The following is a 16724-nucleotide window of genomic DNA, read 5'->3' on the forward strand; positions in this document are numbered from 1 at the left end:
CAAGGATCACGACATGAGCACGCAGCAAGCCCGACTCGATTACGCCCAGCAATCCCCCCAGCTCTTCAAGAAGTACCTGGACTTCAGCATGGCCATCAAGATGGACGAGGCTCTGGCCCTGCTGGTGGACATACGCGCCTCGCAGCTCAACGGCTGCGCGTTCTGCCTGGACATGCACGTCAAGCAGGCGCGGATGCACGGCGAGCGAGAGCTGCGGCTGCACCATGTGGCGATCTGGCGCGAGTCCCAGCTCTTCACGCCCCGCGAGCGCACGGCACTTGCATGGACCGAGGCGCTGACGTGCATCGCGCCCGAGGGTGTGTCCGACGCGCTGTACGCCGAGGCGAGCGAGCAGTTCTCGCAAGAGGAACTGGCCACGTTGACCTGGCGCGTTGCGGCCATCAACGGCTGGAACCGCATGAACGTGGCCGTCCGCAACCCGCCCGGTTCCAAGGACAAGATGTTCGGCCTCGACAAGGCGGGCCTGGCCTGAGGCGCAGGGCAGGGGGCTGGCCTATGCTGGCTGGTCCCCACGACCTTGCAAGCCATGAAGACCTCTGCCTTTGCCGCCTGCCTGCTGCTCGCCTTGCTGGAGGTCGCGCCGCCGGTGTCGGCCCAGCCGCCGGCCGATCCTGTCGCGGCCCTCGTCGATCACCTGGACCTCGAGAGATACAAGGCCACCATCAAGGGCCTGACCCAGTTCGGCGACCGCCGACAAGGCACCGCGCGCAACCGGGCCGCGCTGGACTGGATAGAGGCGCAGTTGAAGAGCTATGGCTGCACGAACACCGAGCGGCTGCGCTATGACTTCACCGAGCCCAACAAGCGCGGCCCCGTGCAGCTTCAACCCGTGCGCGCGGGTGGCCCCGCGGCACAGGGCGGGGGCACCCTGTTCGGCAAGCGTGCGCCCATAGGCGTGAACACCGACCCCATGGCCCAGCCGGATGAGAGGCTGCGCGCGCTGAACGCGGAACAGACGCCGCTTGGCACCTCGCCGCGTGAGAGCGTCTACTGCACCAAGGTCGGCGCCACGAGGCCGGATGAGATGTACATCGTCTCGGCCCACATGGACGGCATAGGCTTCGGCGAGGCAGCCAACGACGATGGTTCGGGCACGGCCCTGGTCATGGAGCTGGCGCGCATCTTCAGCCTGCCCGCAGTCGCGACGGAGCGCTCCATCCGCTTCATCCTCTGGAACAACGAGGAGACCGGGCTGAACGGTGCCCACGCCTACGTGGCCCAGCGCAAGGACCTTCAGGGCATCGAGTCGCCCAAGGGTTCGGGCCGCTACCCCGAGCCAAGGTGGCTGGGCATGATCCAGCACGACATGCTGCTTTTCGACCACGGCATGCCCGTGCCCAAGCTGGACGCTGCTGGCAAGGCGGTGCTGGACGCACGCGGCCAGCCGGTTTACACCGCGCCCAAGGAGCAGCGGGCCGAGGCCGACGTGAACGTCGAGTTCCAGGTGAACGCCAAGTTCGCGGAAGGGGCAGCAAAGCTCGCCTGGCATCTGCGGGCGGCCAACGAGAAGTACGCGACCGACTACCCAGTGGCCGTCGGCAACCGCATGACCAACACGGACTCGACGCCCTTCATGGACGTCGTGCCGGCCATCTCCGTGCGCGAGAACGAGCGTGGCATGCAGATCGGTGCGGGCTGGAACCCACACTGGCACCAGCCCACCGACCTGTACTCGACCTATTCGGACAAGGACTTCTTGCTCGGCCTGAACGCTGCGCAGACGACGCTGGCGGCAGTCGCGCAGCTCACGGGCGCGAGCATCAAGCCCTGAGATCGCGACGCATTCCCGCCCGCATCTGCGGGGATGTGTTTTTGTTTCAAATGGATACAGTTCTGTCCATCGCGCGGCGGCCAACGGCCAGCACGTGCGGGGCATAGATGTCGCGGAACCCGTCAAGTTCCAAGCGCACGCAGGAGGAGCAAGGCCGGCGGACCCGAATCCGCCGCCGCTCGAGGGCCCGCCGTCAATGGCGGGCCTATTTCATTCCCTGCCGTGCGGACATCCGGTGCCAGGCGCTGTGGCAGCGCCATGCCTCGTCCGTTGCGGCGCCTGTCTGTTCGCAACGTGGATTCCAAGACTGCTCTCGCCTTCGCCCCCGACCTGACGCCCGAACCCGCCCGCGATGCGGCCGACCTGCTGGTCGACGCCCTCGCTGCGCTGGGCGTCGAATATGTCTTCGGTGTACCCGGTGGCGCCATCGAGCCGCTGTACAACGCGCTGGCGCGCGGTGCCCGGCGCGGCGGCCCCCAGGCCATCGTGGCTCGCAACGAGCAGGGGGCGGCCTACATGGCCGACGGCTATGCACGCGAGACCGGCAGGTTGGGCGTGTGCATCGCCACCTCGGGCCCTGGCGCCACCAACCTGATCACCGGCGTGGCCTGCGCCTACGACAACAACGTTCCCATGCTGGTCATCACCGGCCAGCCGCCCATCAAGAACTTCGGCAAGGGCGCGCTGCAGGAGTCCAGCTGTACAGGCATCAACACGGTGGCGATGTTTCGTCCCTGCACGCGCTACAACTCGCTGGTCTCGCACGCCGACCAGCTGCCCACCAAGCTCTTCAATGCGCTGATGCAGGCGCAGCGCGCGCCCAGCGGCCCCAGCCACCTGTCCATCCCGGTGGACATCCTGCGCCAGCCCCTGCCCGACGATGTGGAATTGCCCGACTTCGCCGGCTTGCTGCGGCGCGCACCGATGCTTGTGGACCTGCCGGCCTCACGTGAGCTGGCGCGGCTGCTGTTCTCGGCCCGCGAACCGGTCTGGCTGATCGGCGACGGCTGCGGCGACGCCGTCGACGAGTTGATGCAGCTGGTGCAACTTACCGATGGCTGCTTCATCACGACACCAGACGGCAAGGGCCTCGTCAACCCGCGCCACCCGCGCTATCGCGGCGTGTTCGGCTTCGGCGGCCATGCCAGTGCGGCGGCGTTGCTGCAGGACGAGCCTGATCTCATCGTTGCGCTGGGCACGGGCTTTGGCGAGTTCAACAGCGGTGGCTGGTCCACGGCCCTGCTGAACGGCCGCCTCGTCCACGTGGACGACAGTGACGAGAACTTGATGCGCTCCCCGATGGCGCGGCTGCATGTGCGTGGCCACATCAAGTCGGTCTGCGACCAGTTGATCGCGCTGCTGGCTTCGTCGGAGCATGGACGGGACGCGCAGCTGTTGCCCTTCCTGCACCCCCAGGTGGCCCGCCAAGCCTACGAGGCCATGGTCGACAGTCCGCGAGCGCTGCGCGGCGACAGCTCGCCCGTGAAGCCGCAGCGCCTGGTGGCCACGCTAGGCGAACGCTGTCCGCCGCAGACGCGCTTCGTCGCTGACGCCGGCAACAGCGCCGCCTGGGCCGTGCACTACCTCGCGCCGCAGGATCGGCGTGCCGACCGCGTGGCCGGCCACGCGCCGGGTGGCCGGGAGAGACGCGGGCGCCACCCCAGCTGGCTGCGCGTGACCATGGATTTCGCCCCCATGGGCTGGGCCATAGGCTCGGCGGTGGGCATTGCGATGGCGAACCGTCGCTGCCCGGTCGTCTGCCTGACGGGCGACGGCAGCTATCTGATGAACGGCCAGGAGATCACCGTGGCCGCCGAGTTGGGGCTGCCTGTGCTCTACGTGGTGCTGAACGACGGTGCGCTGGGCATGGTCAAGCATGGGCAGCGCCTCGCCGGCGCCGAGCCCATTGGCTTCCAGTTGCCCAAGGTCGACTTCGCCGCGATGGCGGCTGCCATGGGCATTCCCGGGCATGTGGTGCGCTCGTCGCAAGACCTGGACGCGCTGGACTTTCATGCGTTGCTGTCGCGCCGCGGGCCCACGCTGCTGGACGTGCGCATCGACGGCGAGGAAGTGCCGCCCATGAACCTGCGCATGAAGACGCTGGGGACGGCGCGATGACGGTCGAGGCGACGCGATCTCGAGAGCGCGTGCGAACGAGGATCTGGCACGAGGAGGCCGAGCCCGACAACGACTTCGCCACGCGCAGCGCGCTGTGCCACGGCTACGACGTCTATGGTGACCTGCTGGGCCGGGCGCGCTGGGCCGAGATGCTGTTCCTGCTGCTGCGGGGCGAGGCGCCGAGCGCGGGCCAGGCCCGCCTGCTGGAGATGCTGGCCGTCGCGCTGGCCAATCCCGGGCCACGCGATGCAGCCGTGCACGCGGCGATGTGCGCGGGCGTTGGCGGCTCGACGTCGGCTGCAGCGCTGATCGCGGCGCTGTCGGTGGGAGCCGGCGCATCGGGAGGGGCGCGAGAGGTCTGGGCCGCGATGCGGTTGTTCCAGTCCTGTGGCCGCAGCTCCTCAGCCTGGGAGCATGCGCTAGCCGAGCCGGCCGAGGAGCGCGCGGGCATCTGGCCGCATGCCGGGCACGCGCCGGGCTTTGACGCCCATGCCGTGCGGAGCAGCGGCATCGTGCGAGCCGCACTGCAGGGGCTGGCCGCGTCCGGTGAGGGCGGCTGTCTTGACTGGCTACTGCATAGCCGCACGGCGCTGGAAAGCGTTGCAGGCCGTGGGCTGGCGATGACTGGCGTGGCGGCGGCTGCACTCGTCGACATTGGCTTCACGCCCGAACAGGGCGAGATGCTGTATCTGCTGCTGCGCCTGCCCGGTGCCGCCGCCCACGCGCTGGAGCAGCGGGCTCTGGGCCACAAGAGCTTCCCGTTCTTCGCGCTGGAACTGCAGGACGACCCGGGGGTGAGCGCATGAACGGCCCCCAAGCCCTTGTGGATGGAGCGGACCGCCTGGTCACGCGAATGGGCCAGGCATTCGTCGGCACGCGCGCCGTGTTCCGCGGCCACGACCTGCATGCCGAGCTGCGCCACCTGGATTGGATGACCTTGTACGTGCTGGGCATCACCGGGCGGCTCTACGAGGGGGCGCAGCAGCGGCTGCTGCATGCGCTGTGGGTCTGCACCAGCTATCCGGACGCCCGCATCTGGAACAACCGCACCGCAGCGCTGGCTGGCTCGGCGCGCAGCACGCCGGGCCTGGGCATCGCGGCGGCCCTGGCCATGTCCGAGGCCACCATCTATGGCGGCCACCCCTACGTCAGCAGCATTGATTTCTTCATCCGCGCCCGCGCGGATGAAGAGCAGGGCGGCGCACTGGACAGCTTCGTCGAAGCGGAGCTGGCGGGCGGGCGCATCTACGGCTATGGCCGGCCCATTGCCTGCATCGACGAGCGCCTGCCCTGGGTGCTGGGCATTGCCAGCGAGCTCGGGCTGGACGGCGGGCCGCATCTGCGCATCGCGCTGGAGGTGGAGCGCCTGCTGCTGGCGCGCAGCCCCAGGCTGCGCATGAACTACGCGGCGCTCATGTCGGCCCTGTGCGCAGACCTGGGTTTTTCCAAGACGGAGATGCATCACTTCCAGCTGCCGGTCTTCCTGGCTGGCATGCCGCCTTGCTTCATCGAGGGCGCCGAGCGGACGCCGGGGACGGTGTTCCCGCTGTCCTGCGCCCACATTGCCTACGAAGGGCCGGCGCCGCGCCGCTGGCCAACACCGACACACACGCCACAACCATGACCACGCACATCGACCCCTATGCGCACTATGCGCACATGCGCGCCACGACTCCGGTGCATTTCAACCCTACGCTGAAAGTGTGGGAGGTCTACGGCTACCACGACATCCAGACGGTGCTGGGTGACGCCAAGACCTTCTCGTCGGACCTCTCTGACGGCAAGATGATGGTTTTCATGGACCCGCCGCGCCACACGCAGTTCCGTCGCCTGGTGGCGCGGGCCTTCACGAGCAAGGTCATTGCCGACCTGGAGCCCAGCGTGCAGGCCATCACCGACGCCTTGCTGGACCGCGTTGAGGAGTCGGGCGGCATGGACCTGGTCAGGGACCTGGCCTTTGCGTTGCCTGTCACCGTGATCGCCGAGCTGCTGGGCCTGCCCGCAGCCGACCACGAGCGCTTCAAGCAATGGTCCATCCCCGCCATCCGCGCGGCCGAGATGGAGTTGATGGGCCTGGTGCCTGCGCCGGAGCTGGTGCAGGCCGTCGACGAGCTGGACGCCTATCTCGCCGACCTCATTGCCGCGCGCCGCGACTGTCCCAGCGCCGATCTCGTGAGCGCGCTGTTGGCAGCGGAGGTGGACGGTGAGCGGCTCACGCTGCAGGAGGTTGCGAGCACCTGCCGGCTGCTGCTGATTGCCGGGTTCGAGACCACCACCAACCTCATCGGCAACACCTGCCAGCTCCTACTGACTCACCCGGAGGCGCTGGCATGTTTGTATGCCGATCCCGAGCTGGCTCCGGCCGCTATCGAGGAGGCGCTGCGTTTCAACACGCCCTTCCAGTTCTTCGCCCGAATCGCCAAGCGCGATGTGGAACTGGGCGGCCAGTTGATCGAGGCAGGTCAGCAGGTGATGACGTTCAATGCTTCGGGCAACCGCGACGAGTCGGCCTTCCCGCATGCCGACCGCTTCGACATCACGCGCACGGTCAACCGCCACCTCAGCTTCGGCCATGGCATCCACTACTGCCTGGGAGCCGGCCTTGGCCGGCTGGAGGCCCGAGTGGCCCTCACCACGCTGCTGCGCCGATTTGGCGGCCTGCGCCTGGACGAGGGTCGCAGGGCCGAGCCGCTGGCGTCGGTCGTGCTGTTCGGCTTCAGCAGCCTGCCGGTGCGCTGGTCAAAGGTGGTAGCCGAGTTGCACGTAGAGTGAGCGGCGCGCCAGCGGGATGTCGCCTGGCAGGCCGGCACCGGGCGCGAGGCTTGGCTCGCGGGCGTCGGCGTTGAACAGGTTACGCACCGACAGGGCGAGATCCCAGCCGTCCCGGCCACGGCCGGTGCGCAGCGTGAGGTCGGCGGTGGTGTAGTCCGGGATGGGCGCCCGCACGTCGCCCGCCGCGCGCTTGCGCTGGGCCACGTGGTTGAGCTGGCCGCTGAGCAGCCAGCCGTTTGCGACGCTCCAGTCCGCGCGCACGTTGGCGTGCCGGCGCGGAGCGTAGCCCGCGTCGGTGCCCGTCAGGTCTTCGATGGAGCGCTGCAGCGCGAGGTTGCCACTCAGGCGCAGCTTGCGCGTTGCGTCCCATTGAGCTTCCAGCTCCATGCCGGTGCCGTGCTGGGCGCCGACGTTGTTGAACTGCGCCGTGCCGCCGCCACTGTCGGTGGTGCGGATGATGTCCTTCATGTCGTAGCGGAACAGGCTCAGGTTGACCTGCGTGTCGGCCCGCGCCTGCCACGCAAACGCGGCCTCCCAGGTGCTGATGGTCTCGGGCTTTAGCGCGGCATTGCCGCGGATGACCGGGTTGTTGATGCTGTACTGCTCCGTGAAGGCCGGCGCGCGGAAGGCTCGGCCGTAGAGCAGCTTGACCGTCAGGTCGAGGTGGGCGTCCCACACCAGCGCCGCGCGCGGGTTGGTGGTGTTGCCGAAGTCGGAGTAGCGGTCGTGGCGCAGACCGGCGGTCAGCGTCCAGTCCTTGGCCAGGCTCCATTCGTCCTGCACGTACACATAGCTGACCGTGCGCCGATGCGGTTCGGCGAAGGACTCCGAGGCAGGGAACTCCTGGAGTTCGCCGCTGGGCAGCGGCACGGGCAAGCCCACCGCCGGGCCGCTGGGCACGATGGTGAAGTTCTTCAGTTCCAGGGTCCTGTACATGTCCAGGTCGTCATGGCCGGCGCCCAGGCGAAGGTTGTGCCCCTTGAAGCCGCCGTAGGAGGCCACGGCTGACAGCCGCCACTGCCGCTCCCAGGTACTGGGCGCGCCCAGCATGCCTTTGGGGAAGGAGCCGGCGAAGGCGCCTGGCGGGAACAACTGCAGCGGCACGTTGAAAGTCTGCGCATAGTGCAGGTAGCTCGCGTTGAGCGCACCGCGCCAGTCGTCCGCGAGCTCGATGTCGGACCAGGAGAAGTCTGAAGTAATCCGTTCGATCTTGTAGCGCCCGACGGGGTCGAGCGCCCCAGCCACGCCGGCTCCGGTCTGCAGGTCGTCGCGCAGCTTGTAGCTTCCGCGCAGCCGCAGCTTGTCGCGGCCCACCTCGGCATTCGCGTCCAGCGCCTTGAAGCCCACGTTCATGGGTCCCGGCGCGAGGCTGGCCCGGGTACCGAAGGCCTGGTCGAGCAGGCTCTGCTGGTCGGCACCCACGATCTCGCGCTGTCCGTCCGTCTCGCCTATGCGTACAAAGCCGGCCACGTCATAGCTGCCCAGCCTGCCGCCGTACTGCCACCAGCCATCGCGGCTCTTGAACGAGCCCACGCGGGCGCCGAGGTCCGTGCCGTCCACGTCGGCCGCGGCCTTGGTGATGACGTTGATGACGCCGGAGAACGCGTCAGCGCCATACAGGGCTGAGCCCGGCCCACGGATGATCTCGATGCGCGCGATGTTCTCCACCGGCATGTCGCCCCAGCCCAGCCCGCGGTTGCCGACGAACAGCGTGGTCAGCGGCACGCCGTTGAGCAGCATCAGCGTCTGCGCGTTGAACTCGCTGTGGATGCCCCGGATCAGGTAGAGCGGCGCGAAGGTGTTGTTGCTGCGGCTCACGTGGATGCCAGGCACGCTTTCCAGCACTTCGTCGATGCCGGTGGCACCCATGGCCGCGATGTCCTGCGCCGTGATCACCGTGGCCACGGCCGGCGCGCGGCGCAGCGCCTGCGGGGCTCCGGTAGCGATGGAGACCGTGGTCTTGTCGCCGTAGACCTGGGCGAGCTCTTCTTCTTCGCTCTGCGGCTGCGCGAAGGCGACCGGCGGTATCGCTGCCAGCCAGGCGCCTCCCAGAATTGCCAGGCCGAAGATGGGTCTCATGTGCTGCGTCCCCGAGGTGAGGGTAATGGGCGCGTATTGTGCTGTCCCCGGGGTGGGGTTCGAGAACTCGCGCGAGACGCGAAACATGCCGCGCTTCGCCGCGATGGCCATCTGCATAATGCGCCACGCCAAGCTTGGCGTCATAACGCAACACTCCGACTCACTTGATTGTCCCTGGTAGTCCTTCCGAAGCCACTCGCCGTGCGCTGCTGCGACAGGCTCTGGGCGGCATGGTCGTGCTGGCCGGCGGCGAGGCGAGGGCGGCTGATGCCGGCCGGGCGGTAGCTGTGGTCTATCCCGACCTCGGGGAACCTTTCAAGCAGATCTTCACGGCCATCGTCGAAGGCATCGAGGAGAGGCTGCGCGGCAGCGTCGCCAGCCTCGCGGTGAACAACGCGGTCAGGCCGAGCGAGGTCGCCGAGGACCTGCGGCGGCGCGACGTCAAGGTGCTGATCGGCCTGGGCCGGGGTGGCATGCGAATCGCTGCTGCGCTGGCGGGCGAGTTGTCCGTGCTGGTCGGCTGCGTGGTGTCAGTGCAGGAGAGCGAGGCACGCACCTTTCCGGTCTACACGCTGGCGCCCGATCCGGCGCTGCTGCTCGCGCGGCTGAAGCGGCTGATGCCGGGCGCTCGGCGCGTGCATCTGGTGTACGACCCCAAGCTGAACGGCTGGCTGGTGCGGCTGGCGCGGGAGGCCGCCCGGGCCGAGGGCCTGGAGCTGCTGGCCCAGGAGGCTGGTGACCAGGCTGGCGCGCTGCGCCTGTACTCGCAGCTGATGACGTCCGCCGATCCCGCGCGCGACGCGCTGTGGCTACCCCAGGACCCCACGACGGTTGACGACAACGTCGTGCTGTCCCTGGTGTTGAAGGAAGGCTGGAACCGTTCCATCGCGGTGTTCTCCAGTCATCTGGCCCATGTGAAGCGCGGCGCGCTGTTCTCGCTCTATCCCGACAACGCCGAGCTCGGTCGAAGCCTGGCCGCCGCGGCGCAACGCCTGCTGGGCAACCCGCGGGCGCTGGCTGCCGGCGTGGGGGCGCTGCGCGAGACCCGAGCCGCCGTCAACATCCGTACCGCAGCGCACCTGGGGCTGGACGTTGCCGCCGCGCGGGCCGGATCCGACCTGGTCTACCCGAATGGCTAAGACGCTGTGAACGATTCCCACACGCCACCCCGTCGCCGGACGTCCGCTTCTCCACCGGATGTGGGCGCGAGTGCCGCACCGCGGCATTGGCCTTGGCCGCTGCGGATGTACGCGCACTATGCCCGCGAGGCGTCGTTCCGTCGCCAGTTGAGCCTGGGTGTCACGCTGGGCGCGCTGTGCCTGGCGCTGATGGTGGCAGCAGTCAATGCCTGGCAGGGCGGTCGCGAGGTGCGTGCCATGCTGATGGAGCAGGGCGGTCGCGTTGCCACGAATCTGGCATCCAACAGCTCCCTGGCCCTGCTTTACGCAGCCGCCGACAACGCCGAGGAAGCGGTGCGTGCGTCGCTGGCCTTCCCGGACGTCATGGCCATAGAGATCCGCGACACGCGCGGCCACTTGCTGCTGGCGCTGGGGCCGGAGCGCGACCGCTTGCCCGCGAGGGGCGCGCCGCCGTCGCCAGCCGCCAGCGAGGCCTGGCTTGACCAGGAGACCGAGGACGCCTGGGCCTTTTCAGCACCGGTCTGGACCCGCCCCGAACCTTCGCCCTTCGACGTGACGCTGCGCCCCGCCCAGCTGCTGGGCCACGTGCGCGTCGTGCAGAGCAAGGCTACGCTGCATCGCACCCAGGCCTCCCTGTTCGTCGCCAACTTCGGTGTGGCACTGCTGTTCTCGCTGATCTTCCTCGTTGCAGTGCGCTACATGGCGCTGCGGCTGACGCGGCCGCTGGTGGCGCTGTCCGACGCGATGGCGCGGGTCGAGCACGGGGAGAGCGACGCTCGCGCACCGGCCGGCGGGCCCCGTGACATCGCGCTGATGGCGCACAGCTTCAACCGCATGATCGCTGCGCTGCAGGAACGCGAGGCGGAGCTGGGCGCCCACCGCGATCATCTGGAGGACCTGGTGCGCGAGCGCACGCTGGAGCTGAGCGATGCCAAGGAGCGCGCCGAGATCGCCAGCCGCGCCAAGAGCCAGTTCCTCGCACGCATGAGCCACGAGCTGCGTACGCCGCTGAACGCCATCATGGGCTATGCCCAGATCCTGAAGATGGACAACGGCCTGACGGCGAAGCAGCGTAATGGCCTGGACATCATCCACAGCAGCGGTCAGCATCTGCTGACGCTGATTGTCGACATCCTGGACCTGTCGCGCATCGAGGCCGGCAAGGCCGAGCTGCGCATCGCGCCCGTGGAGCTGGCGGCCCGGCTGCATGCCGTCGTCGATATCGTGCGCGTCATGGCCGAGGACAAGCAGATCGCGCTCGACCTGGAGCTGGACCCGCGGCTACCAGCCGTCGTGCTGGCCGACGAGAAGCGGCTCAACCAGGTCCTGCTGAACCTGCTCGGCAATGCCGTCAAGTTCACGCACGTGGGGGGCGTGACGCTGCGTGTGCAGACCCTGGCGTCGGCCGACGCGGCGCCTGGCCATGTGCTGCTGCGTTTCGAGGTGCAGGACACCGGCGTCGGAATCGCCGAGGACCAGGCCGTGCGTCTGTTCGAGCCCTTCGAGCAGGCGGGCAGCGCCGAGCAGCGCCTTGGCGGCACCGGCCTGGGCCTGGCCATCAGCCGGCAACTGGTGCGCATGATGGGCGGCGAGGTCCGCCTGGAGAGCCGGCTGGCGCAGGGCAGCCGGTTCTGGTTCGAGATCAGCGTGCCCGTCGCGGCTTGAGCGCCTCCGCACCGACGTAGTCGGCAAGATGCTGACCGGTCAGCGTCGGGCGCGCCTTGACCAGCTCGGCGGGCGTGCCCTCGAAGACGACGCGGCCGCCTTCATGACCGGCTCCGGGGCCCAGGTCGATGATCCAGTCGGCATGGGCCATGACGGCCTGGTGGTGCTCGATGACGATGACGGACTTGCCGGCGTCCACCAGCCGGTCCAGTAGGGCCAGCAGTTGTTCAACGTCGGCCAGGTGCAGGCCGGCGGTGGGCTCGTCCAGCACGTAGACCTCGCCCTTTTCGGCCATTTGCGTGGCGAGCTTGAGGCGCTGGCGTTCACCGCCCGACAAGGTGGTCAATGGCTGGCCGAGGCTGAGGTAGCCGAGGCCGACATCGCGAAGGCGCTCGAGGATGACGTGGGCCGCAGGCGCCCTGGCGGCGGCGCTGAAGAAGACCGCGGCTTCGGCGGCCGACATGGCCAGTACCTCGCTGATGTCTTTCCCTCCCAGCTTGTAGTCGAGCACTGCGGCCTGGAAGCGCTTGCCGCCGCAGTCCTCGCAGATCGTCGACACGGTGGCCATGGGTCCCAGGTCCGTGAAGACCAGGCCGGCGCCGTTGCAGGTCGGGCAGGCACCCTCCGAGTTGGCACTGAACAGCGCGGGTTTGACGCCATTGGCCTTGGCGAAGGCGCTGCGGATGGGGTCCAGCAAGCCCGTGTAGGTGGCCGGGTTGCTGCGCCGCGACCCGCGGATGGCGGCCTGGTCGATGGCGACGACGCCTTCCCGCGTGGACACCGAGCCGTGGATCAGCGAGCTCTTGCCTGAGCCTGCCACGCCGGTGACGACGCAGAGCACGCCCAGTGGGATGTCGACGTCGACATGCTGCAGGTTGTGCGCGCTGGCCCCACGCACTTTCAACGCACCCTTGGGCTTGCGGACCTTGTCCTTCAACTGGGCACGGTCGTCCAGATGCCTGCCGGTCAGCGTGCCGCTGCGGCGCAGGCCCGCGACTTCGCCCTGGTAGACGATCTCGCCGCCGGCCGACCCGGCGCCCGGTCCGAGGTCGACGACATGGTCGGCGATCGCGATGAGCTCGGGCTTGTGCTCGACGACCAGCACGGTGTTGCCCTTGTCGCGCAGGCGCTGCAGCAGCCCCATCATGCGCTGGATGTCGTGCGGGTGCAGTCCGGTGGTGGGTTCGTCGAAGACATAGGTCACGTCGGTCAGCGCGGACCCCAGGTGGCGGATCATCTTCACGCGCTGCGCCTCGCCGCCTGACAGCGTGCCGCTGGGGCGGTCTAGCGACAGATAGCCAAGGCCGATCTCGGTGAAGGCGTCCAGCGAATGCACCAGGGCCTGCAGCAGCGGAGCGACGGTGGGCTCCTTCAGCCCGCGTGCCCAGTCGGCCAGGTCGCTGATCTGCAATGCACACGCGTCGGCGATGCTGAGCTTGGCGATCTTGCAGGAGCGTGCCGCCTCGCTGAGCCGAGTGCCATGGCACTCGGGGCAGGACTGGAAGGTGATGGCACGGTCGACGAAGGCGCGGATGTGGGGTTGCAGCGCGTCGACGTCCTTGGACAGGAAGGACTTCTGGATGGAGGGGATCAGGCCGGCATAGGTCAGGTTGACGCCGTCGACCTTGATCTTGGTCGCCTCCTTGTGCAGCAGGTCGTGCAGCTCGCGCTTGGTGAACCTGGCAATGGGCTTGTCGGGATCGAAGAAGCCGCAGCCGCGGAAGATGCGGCCATACCAACCTTCCATGCTGTAGCCGGGGATGGTGATGGCGCCGTCGTTGAGGGACTTGCTGGCATCAAACAGCTGGGTCAGGTCGAAGTCCGACACGCTGCCCATGCCTTCGCAGCGCGGGCACATGCCGCCGGTGCGCGAGAAGCTCTGCTTGACGGCCTGGCTGGCTCCGCCCTTGTCGACGGTGATGACGCCGGTGGCTTGCACGGACGGTACGTTGAAGGCGAAGGCACCGGGCGGGCCGATGTGGGGGCGACCGACGCGGCTGAACAGGATGCGCAGCAGGGCGTTGGCGTCCGTTACCGTGCCGACCGTGGAGCGCGCGTTGGCGCCCAGCCGCTCCTGGTCCACGAGGATGGCCGTGGTGATGCCCTCCAGCACGTCCACCTCGGGCCGTGCCAGCGTGGGCATGAAGCCCTGCACGAAGGCGCTGTAGGTCTCATTGATGAGGCGCTGCGACTCCGCCGCAATGGTGCCGAAGACCAGGGAACTCTTGCCCGAGCCCGACACGCCTGTGAACACCGTCAGCCGCCGCTTGGGGATCTCGACGCTGACGTCCTTGAGGTTGTTCTCCCGGGCGCCCTGCACGCGGATGCGGTCATGGTGGTCGGCGTTAGCCATTCAGCGCTTCTCCTGGATGCGCAGCAGGTTGCCGGCCGGGTCGCGCACAGCGCAGTCGCGCACGCCATAGGGCTGCAGCGTCGGTTCTTCGACGATCTCGGCGTCGGCGGCCTGAAGCCTCGCAAAGGTGGCGTCGAGGTCGGTCGTGGCGAGGATGAGCATGCCGAACGTGCCCTTGGCCATCATCTCGCTGATGGTGCGGCGCTCCTCCTCCGTGATGCCGGGCGTGATGGCAGGAGGATGCAGCACGATGGAAGTGTCGGACTGGCCGGCCGGGCCGACGGTGATCCAGCGCAGGCCGTTGTAGCCCACGTCGTTGCGCACCTCGAAGCCCAGGATGTCTCGGTAGAAGGCGAGTGATGCCTCGGGGTCGGTCTGGGGCAGGAAGCTGGCGTGGATGCTGATGTCCATGGCGGTGTCTCCGTTGAGTCGTTGAGCCATGGCAGGCAGTCTAGTTTTCGCCCGGCGCCGGCGCTTCTCGAATCCTGATCGGTTTGGTGACCTGCCGTGCCACGCAGGCGGGCATGCCCTGGGTCGCGTGAGCCTGCTCGCGCCTGTAGACGCTGGGCGGCTGGCCCACCAGTTCGGTGAAGCGCGTGCTGAACGTGCCAAGCGAGGAGCAGCCCACCGTGAAGCAGACCTCGGTGACGCTGAGGTCGCCGCGGCGCAGCAGCGCCATGGCACGCTCGATGCGGCGCGTCATCAGATAGCTGTAGACCGACTCGCCATAGGCCAGCCGGAACTGCCGGCTCAGGTGCCCGCCCGACATGTGCACGCCGCGTGCCAGGGCGTCGACGTTCAGCGGCTGTGCGTACTCCCGGTCGATGCGGTCGCGCACGCGGCGCAAACGCGCAAGCTCGCGCAGGTGCAGCTCGGAACCGGGCTGGATGGTCATGCTCCGCGTGCTGCGGCGAGCGCGCTTGCCGGCGGGCGCGGGGACAGGCGCTCCCGCAGCCGCAGCCCTGGCTTCTCGACCAGGTAGTGCAGGGCGGCGCCGACGGCCAGTACGGTGGCGGCGTAGACCGGGAACAGCGCTAGCCCGTGCCAAGGCAGGACGGGGGCGATCCAGGTGTGGACGGCATGCATGGCGAGCTTGTGGCTGAGGTAGAGGCTGTAGGACACGGCAGCCAGCCAACTGGCACCCGGCACGGCCCGGCGGCCCAGCCAGCCCTGCGGCGCCGTGGCGGCCAGCACCAGCCCGCCGAAGCCCATCGACAGCAGCGGCCAGCCGACGGCGTTGGCCATCAGGCCAGTACGGTCTCTGAACAGCCAAAAGGCCAGGGCGGCGAGGGCGAGGCCGGCCAGTATCAGCAGTGTCGAGCGCGCCTGGAGCTTTACCCACAGTCCGGGCCGGTAGACGCGTAGCGCCGCCAGCATGACGCCGGCCAGCAGCCCGTCCAGGCGCATCCAGGTGGGATAGTAGATGTCCTCGATGAACCAGTTGCGGGGCGGTTGCAGGGCGTCGTTGTGCAGCCAGACGCCGGCTCGCAGTGCGACGCCGCCCAGCACCAGCAGCACGCACAGTGCGACGAAGCGCGCCGCCGAGGGGCGGCGCGTGAAGGCCCATGCCAGCAATGGGAAGAACAGGTAGAAATGCTCCTCCACGCACAGCGACCAGGCGTGCGAGAAGGCCTGGTTGCGACCGTAGTCGACGAAGAGGTTGAACGTGAAGCTGGCGAACTGCCATCCTGCCTCCAGCCCTGGCGCCTCGCGCAGCACGGGGAAGGCGAGGTAGAGGGCCAGCACGACGGCGAAGGCCGGAAGGATGCGCCAGGCGCGGCGCCAATAGAAGTCCTGCAGCCTCAACGGCTCGCCGCGCTGCAAGCCGCGCAGCAACTGCGAGCCGATCAGGAAGCCGCTGAGCACGAAGAAGACATCCACGCCGGCCCAGCCAAAACGCGAGAGCCACTCGAAGCCTGGCCCAAGTCCGCCGACGAGGAAGGAGTGGAAGAGCATCACCCAGACGATGGCGAAGCTGCGCAGCAGGTCGAGACCGGGGAGGCGTGGCATGGGAGGCGGATTGTGACCAGGGGGCGAGCTCCCCGGACGGCCTGGCTTTGACGCCGCGCCCCGTGTCGGGGGGGCTGATTGCCCGTCAGCCCGCGCGGCGGGCGTCCAGCTGGGCGCGCAGTTCCGCGACCTCGGCCGCCAGGTTGTTGCGGGCGGTGGTGGCGCCCACGAGTTCCATCTCGGCGGCCAGGCGTGCGTCGGACACGGCTGCCGAGTTCGCGACTTGGCGCTCCAGCTGCTGGCGCAGGTCGGCGAGCTGGGCGTCCTTGCCCTCGATGGCCAACTGGTCCTTGGCCTTGCCGACCAGAGCGTCGGAGGCGATGTCACGCGCATGGCGCAGTTCTATCGTCAACCGTTCCACGCTGGCCTCGCGTTCCGCCAGTCTGGCCAGCGCCTGGTCACGCTCGGTCGTGATCTGGGCCAGCCTGGCGTCGAGTTCGTCGCGCTGGGCCTCGGCCTGCTCGTTGGATTGCAGCGTTGCCGCCAGGTCGCCCTCAGCCTGTGCCAGGCGCTCGCGCACACGGCCGGCCGCGTCCTCGGCCAGCTGTCTTGCCCAGCTGCCCAGCGCGGCCGTCAGCGCCGCCGGCAACTCGGTGTCGAGCGCCGGCTCGGGCTGGCTCTGGCTGCTGCGCCAGGTGGTCAGATGCTGGTGGAGAGCTTGCACGGACGCCGTGCCCAGCGCGCCGCGCAAGCTGTCCATCGTTACCGGCTTGCCCTCGCTCGCCAGGCCCTGGGCAGCGGCGGCTACTTCGTCGAAAGTGATGTCTTGGCCTGCCATGTCGTTTTCCAATCAGGA

Annotated in this window: 14 protein-coding genes; 8 read left to right on the forward strand and 6 right to left on the reverse strand. The window is 68.6% G+C overall.

Translation table 11 applies throughout. The features are described from left to right. The first annotated feature begins 13 nt into the window (after window positions 1-13). The 6 genes from QM732_RS04995 to QM732_RS05020 all read left to right on the forward strand — a co-directional run bounded on the left by QM732_RS04995 (window position 14) and on the right by QM732_RS05020 (window position 6682). Complete coding sequence (locus QM732_RS04995) at window positions 14-493, forward strand: carboxymuconolactone decarboxylase family protein (RefSeq protein ID WP_415655086.1); 480 nt, start codon at window positions 14-16, stop codon at window positions 491-493. Window positions 494-547: 54 nt separating this feature from the next. Continuing rightward, window positions 548-1792, forward strand: a complete 1245-nt coding sequence (locus tag QM732_RS05000) for a M28 family peptidase (RefSeq protein WP_415655087.1) — start codon at window positions 548-550, stop codon at window positions 1790-1792. A gap of 294 nt (window positions 1793-2086) precedes the next feature. After that, on the forward strand, window positions 2087-3910 hold the full coding sequence (locus QM732_RS05005; RefSeq protein ID WP_415655088.1) for a thiamine pyrophosphate-binding protein: 1824 nt from the start codon (window positions 2087-2089) through the stop codon (window positions 3908-3910). 29 nt (window positions 3911-3939) lie between these two features. After that, entirely contained in the window at window positions 3940-4716 is a 777-nt protein-coding gene (locus QM732_RS05010) for a citryl-CoA lyase (protein ID WP_415655089.1), read from the forward strand. Then, on the forward strand, window positions 4713-5534 hold the full coding sequence (locus QM732_RS05015) for a hypothetical protein (protein WP_415655090.1): 822 nt from the start codon (window positions 4713-4715) through the stop codon (window positions 5532-5534). The genes QM732_RS05010 and QM732_RS05015 overlap by 4 nt, the downstream gene beginning before the upstream one ends. After that, window positions 5531-6682 carry a cytochrome P450 gene (locus tag QM732_RS05020; RefSeq protein ID WP_415655091.1) on the forward strand — a complete coding sequence of 384 codons (1152 nt, stop codon included), beginning with the start codon at window positions 5531-5533 and terminating at the stop codon, window positions 6680-6682. Before QM732_RS05015 ends, QM732_RS05020 begins: the two co-directional genes overlap by 4 nt. Here the strand turns inward: QM732_RS05020 and QM732_RS05025 are convergent. Then, window positions 6650-8761, reverse strand: coding sequence for a TonB-dependent receptor plug domain-containing protein (locus QM732_RS05025; protein ID WP_415655092.1), 2112 nt, complete (start codon window positions 8759-8761; stop codon window positions 6650-6652). The two genes, QM732_RS05020 and QM732_RS05025, sit on opposite strands and share 33 nt — an antisense overlap. A gap of 164 nt (window positions 8762-8925) precedes the next feature. Here QM732_RS05025 and QM732_RS05030 point away from each other — a divergent pair, with 164 nt between their 5' ends. Next, window positions 8926-9900: an ABC transporter substrate binding protein gene (locus QM732_RS05030; RefSeq protein ID WP_415655093.1), complete on the forward strand. Its 975-nt coding sequence runs from the start codon at window positions 8926-8928 to the stop codon at window positions 9898-9900. A gap of 105 nt (window positions 9901-10005) precedes the next feature. Next, entirely contained in the window at window positions 10006-11565 is a 1560-nt protein-coding gene (locus QM732_RS05035; RefSeq protein ID WP_415655094.1) for an ATP-binding protein, read from the forward strand. Here QM732_RS05035 and QM732_RS05040 read toward each other — a convergent pair. From QM732_RS05040 to QM732_RS05060, 5 genes are all read right to left on the reverse strand, one after another. Continuing rightward, entirely contained in the window at window positions 11543-13918 is a 2376-nt protein-coding gene (locus QM732_RS05040; protein ID WP_415655095.1) for an ATP-binding cassette domain-containing protein, read from the reverse strand. The two genes, QM732_RS05035 and QM732_RS05040, sit on opposite strands and share 23 nt — an antisense overlap. After that, on the reverse strand, window positions 13919-14359 hold the full coding sequence (locus QM732_RS05045) for a VOC family protein (protein WP_415655096.1): 441 nt from the start codon (window positions 14357-14359) through the stop codon (window positions 13919-13921). It lies immediately after the preceding gene. A gap of 10 nt (window positions 14360-14369) precedes the next feature. After that, window positions 14370-14813, reverse strand: coding sequence for a helix-turn-helix transcriptional regulator (locus QM732_RS05050; protein WP_415655097.1), 444 nt, complete (start codon window positions 14811-14813; stop codon window positions 14370-14372). Beyond that, a complete protein-coding gene (locus QM732_RS05055; protein ID WP_415655098.1) occupies window positions 14810-15928 on the reverse strand; it encodes an acyltransferase family protein in 1119 nt (372 codons plus the stop codon). Before QM732_RS05055 ends, QM732_RS05050 begins: the two co-directional genes overlap by 4 nt. An 85-nt stretch (window positions 15929-16013) precedes the next feature. Further along, entirely contained in the window at window positions 16014-16706 is a 693-nt protein-coding gene (locus QM732_RS05060) for a DNA-binding protein (RefSeq protein WP_415655099.1), read from the reverse strand. Window positions 16707-16724 lie beyond the last annotated feature (18 nt).

Origin of the sequence: Roseateles sp., from assembly GCF_047654805.1 — a bacterium.
Taxonomy (GTDB): Bacteria; Pseudomonadota; Gammaproteobacteria; order Burkholderiales; family Burkholderiaceae_C; genus Pelomonas.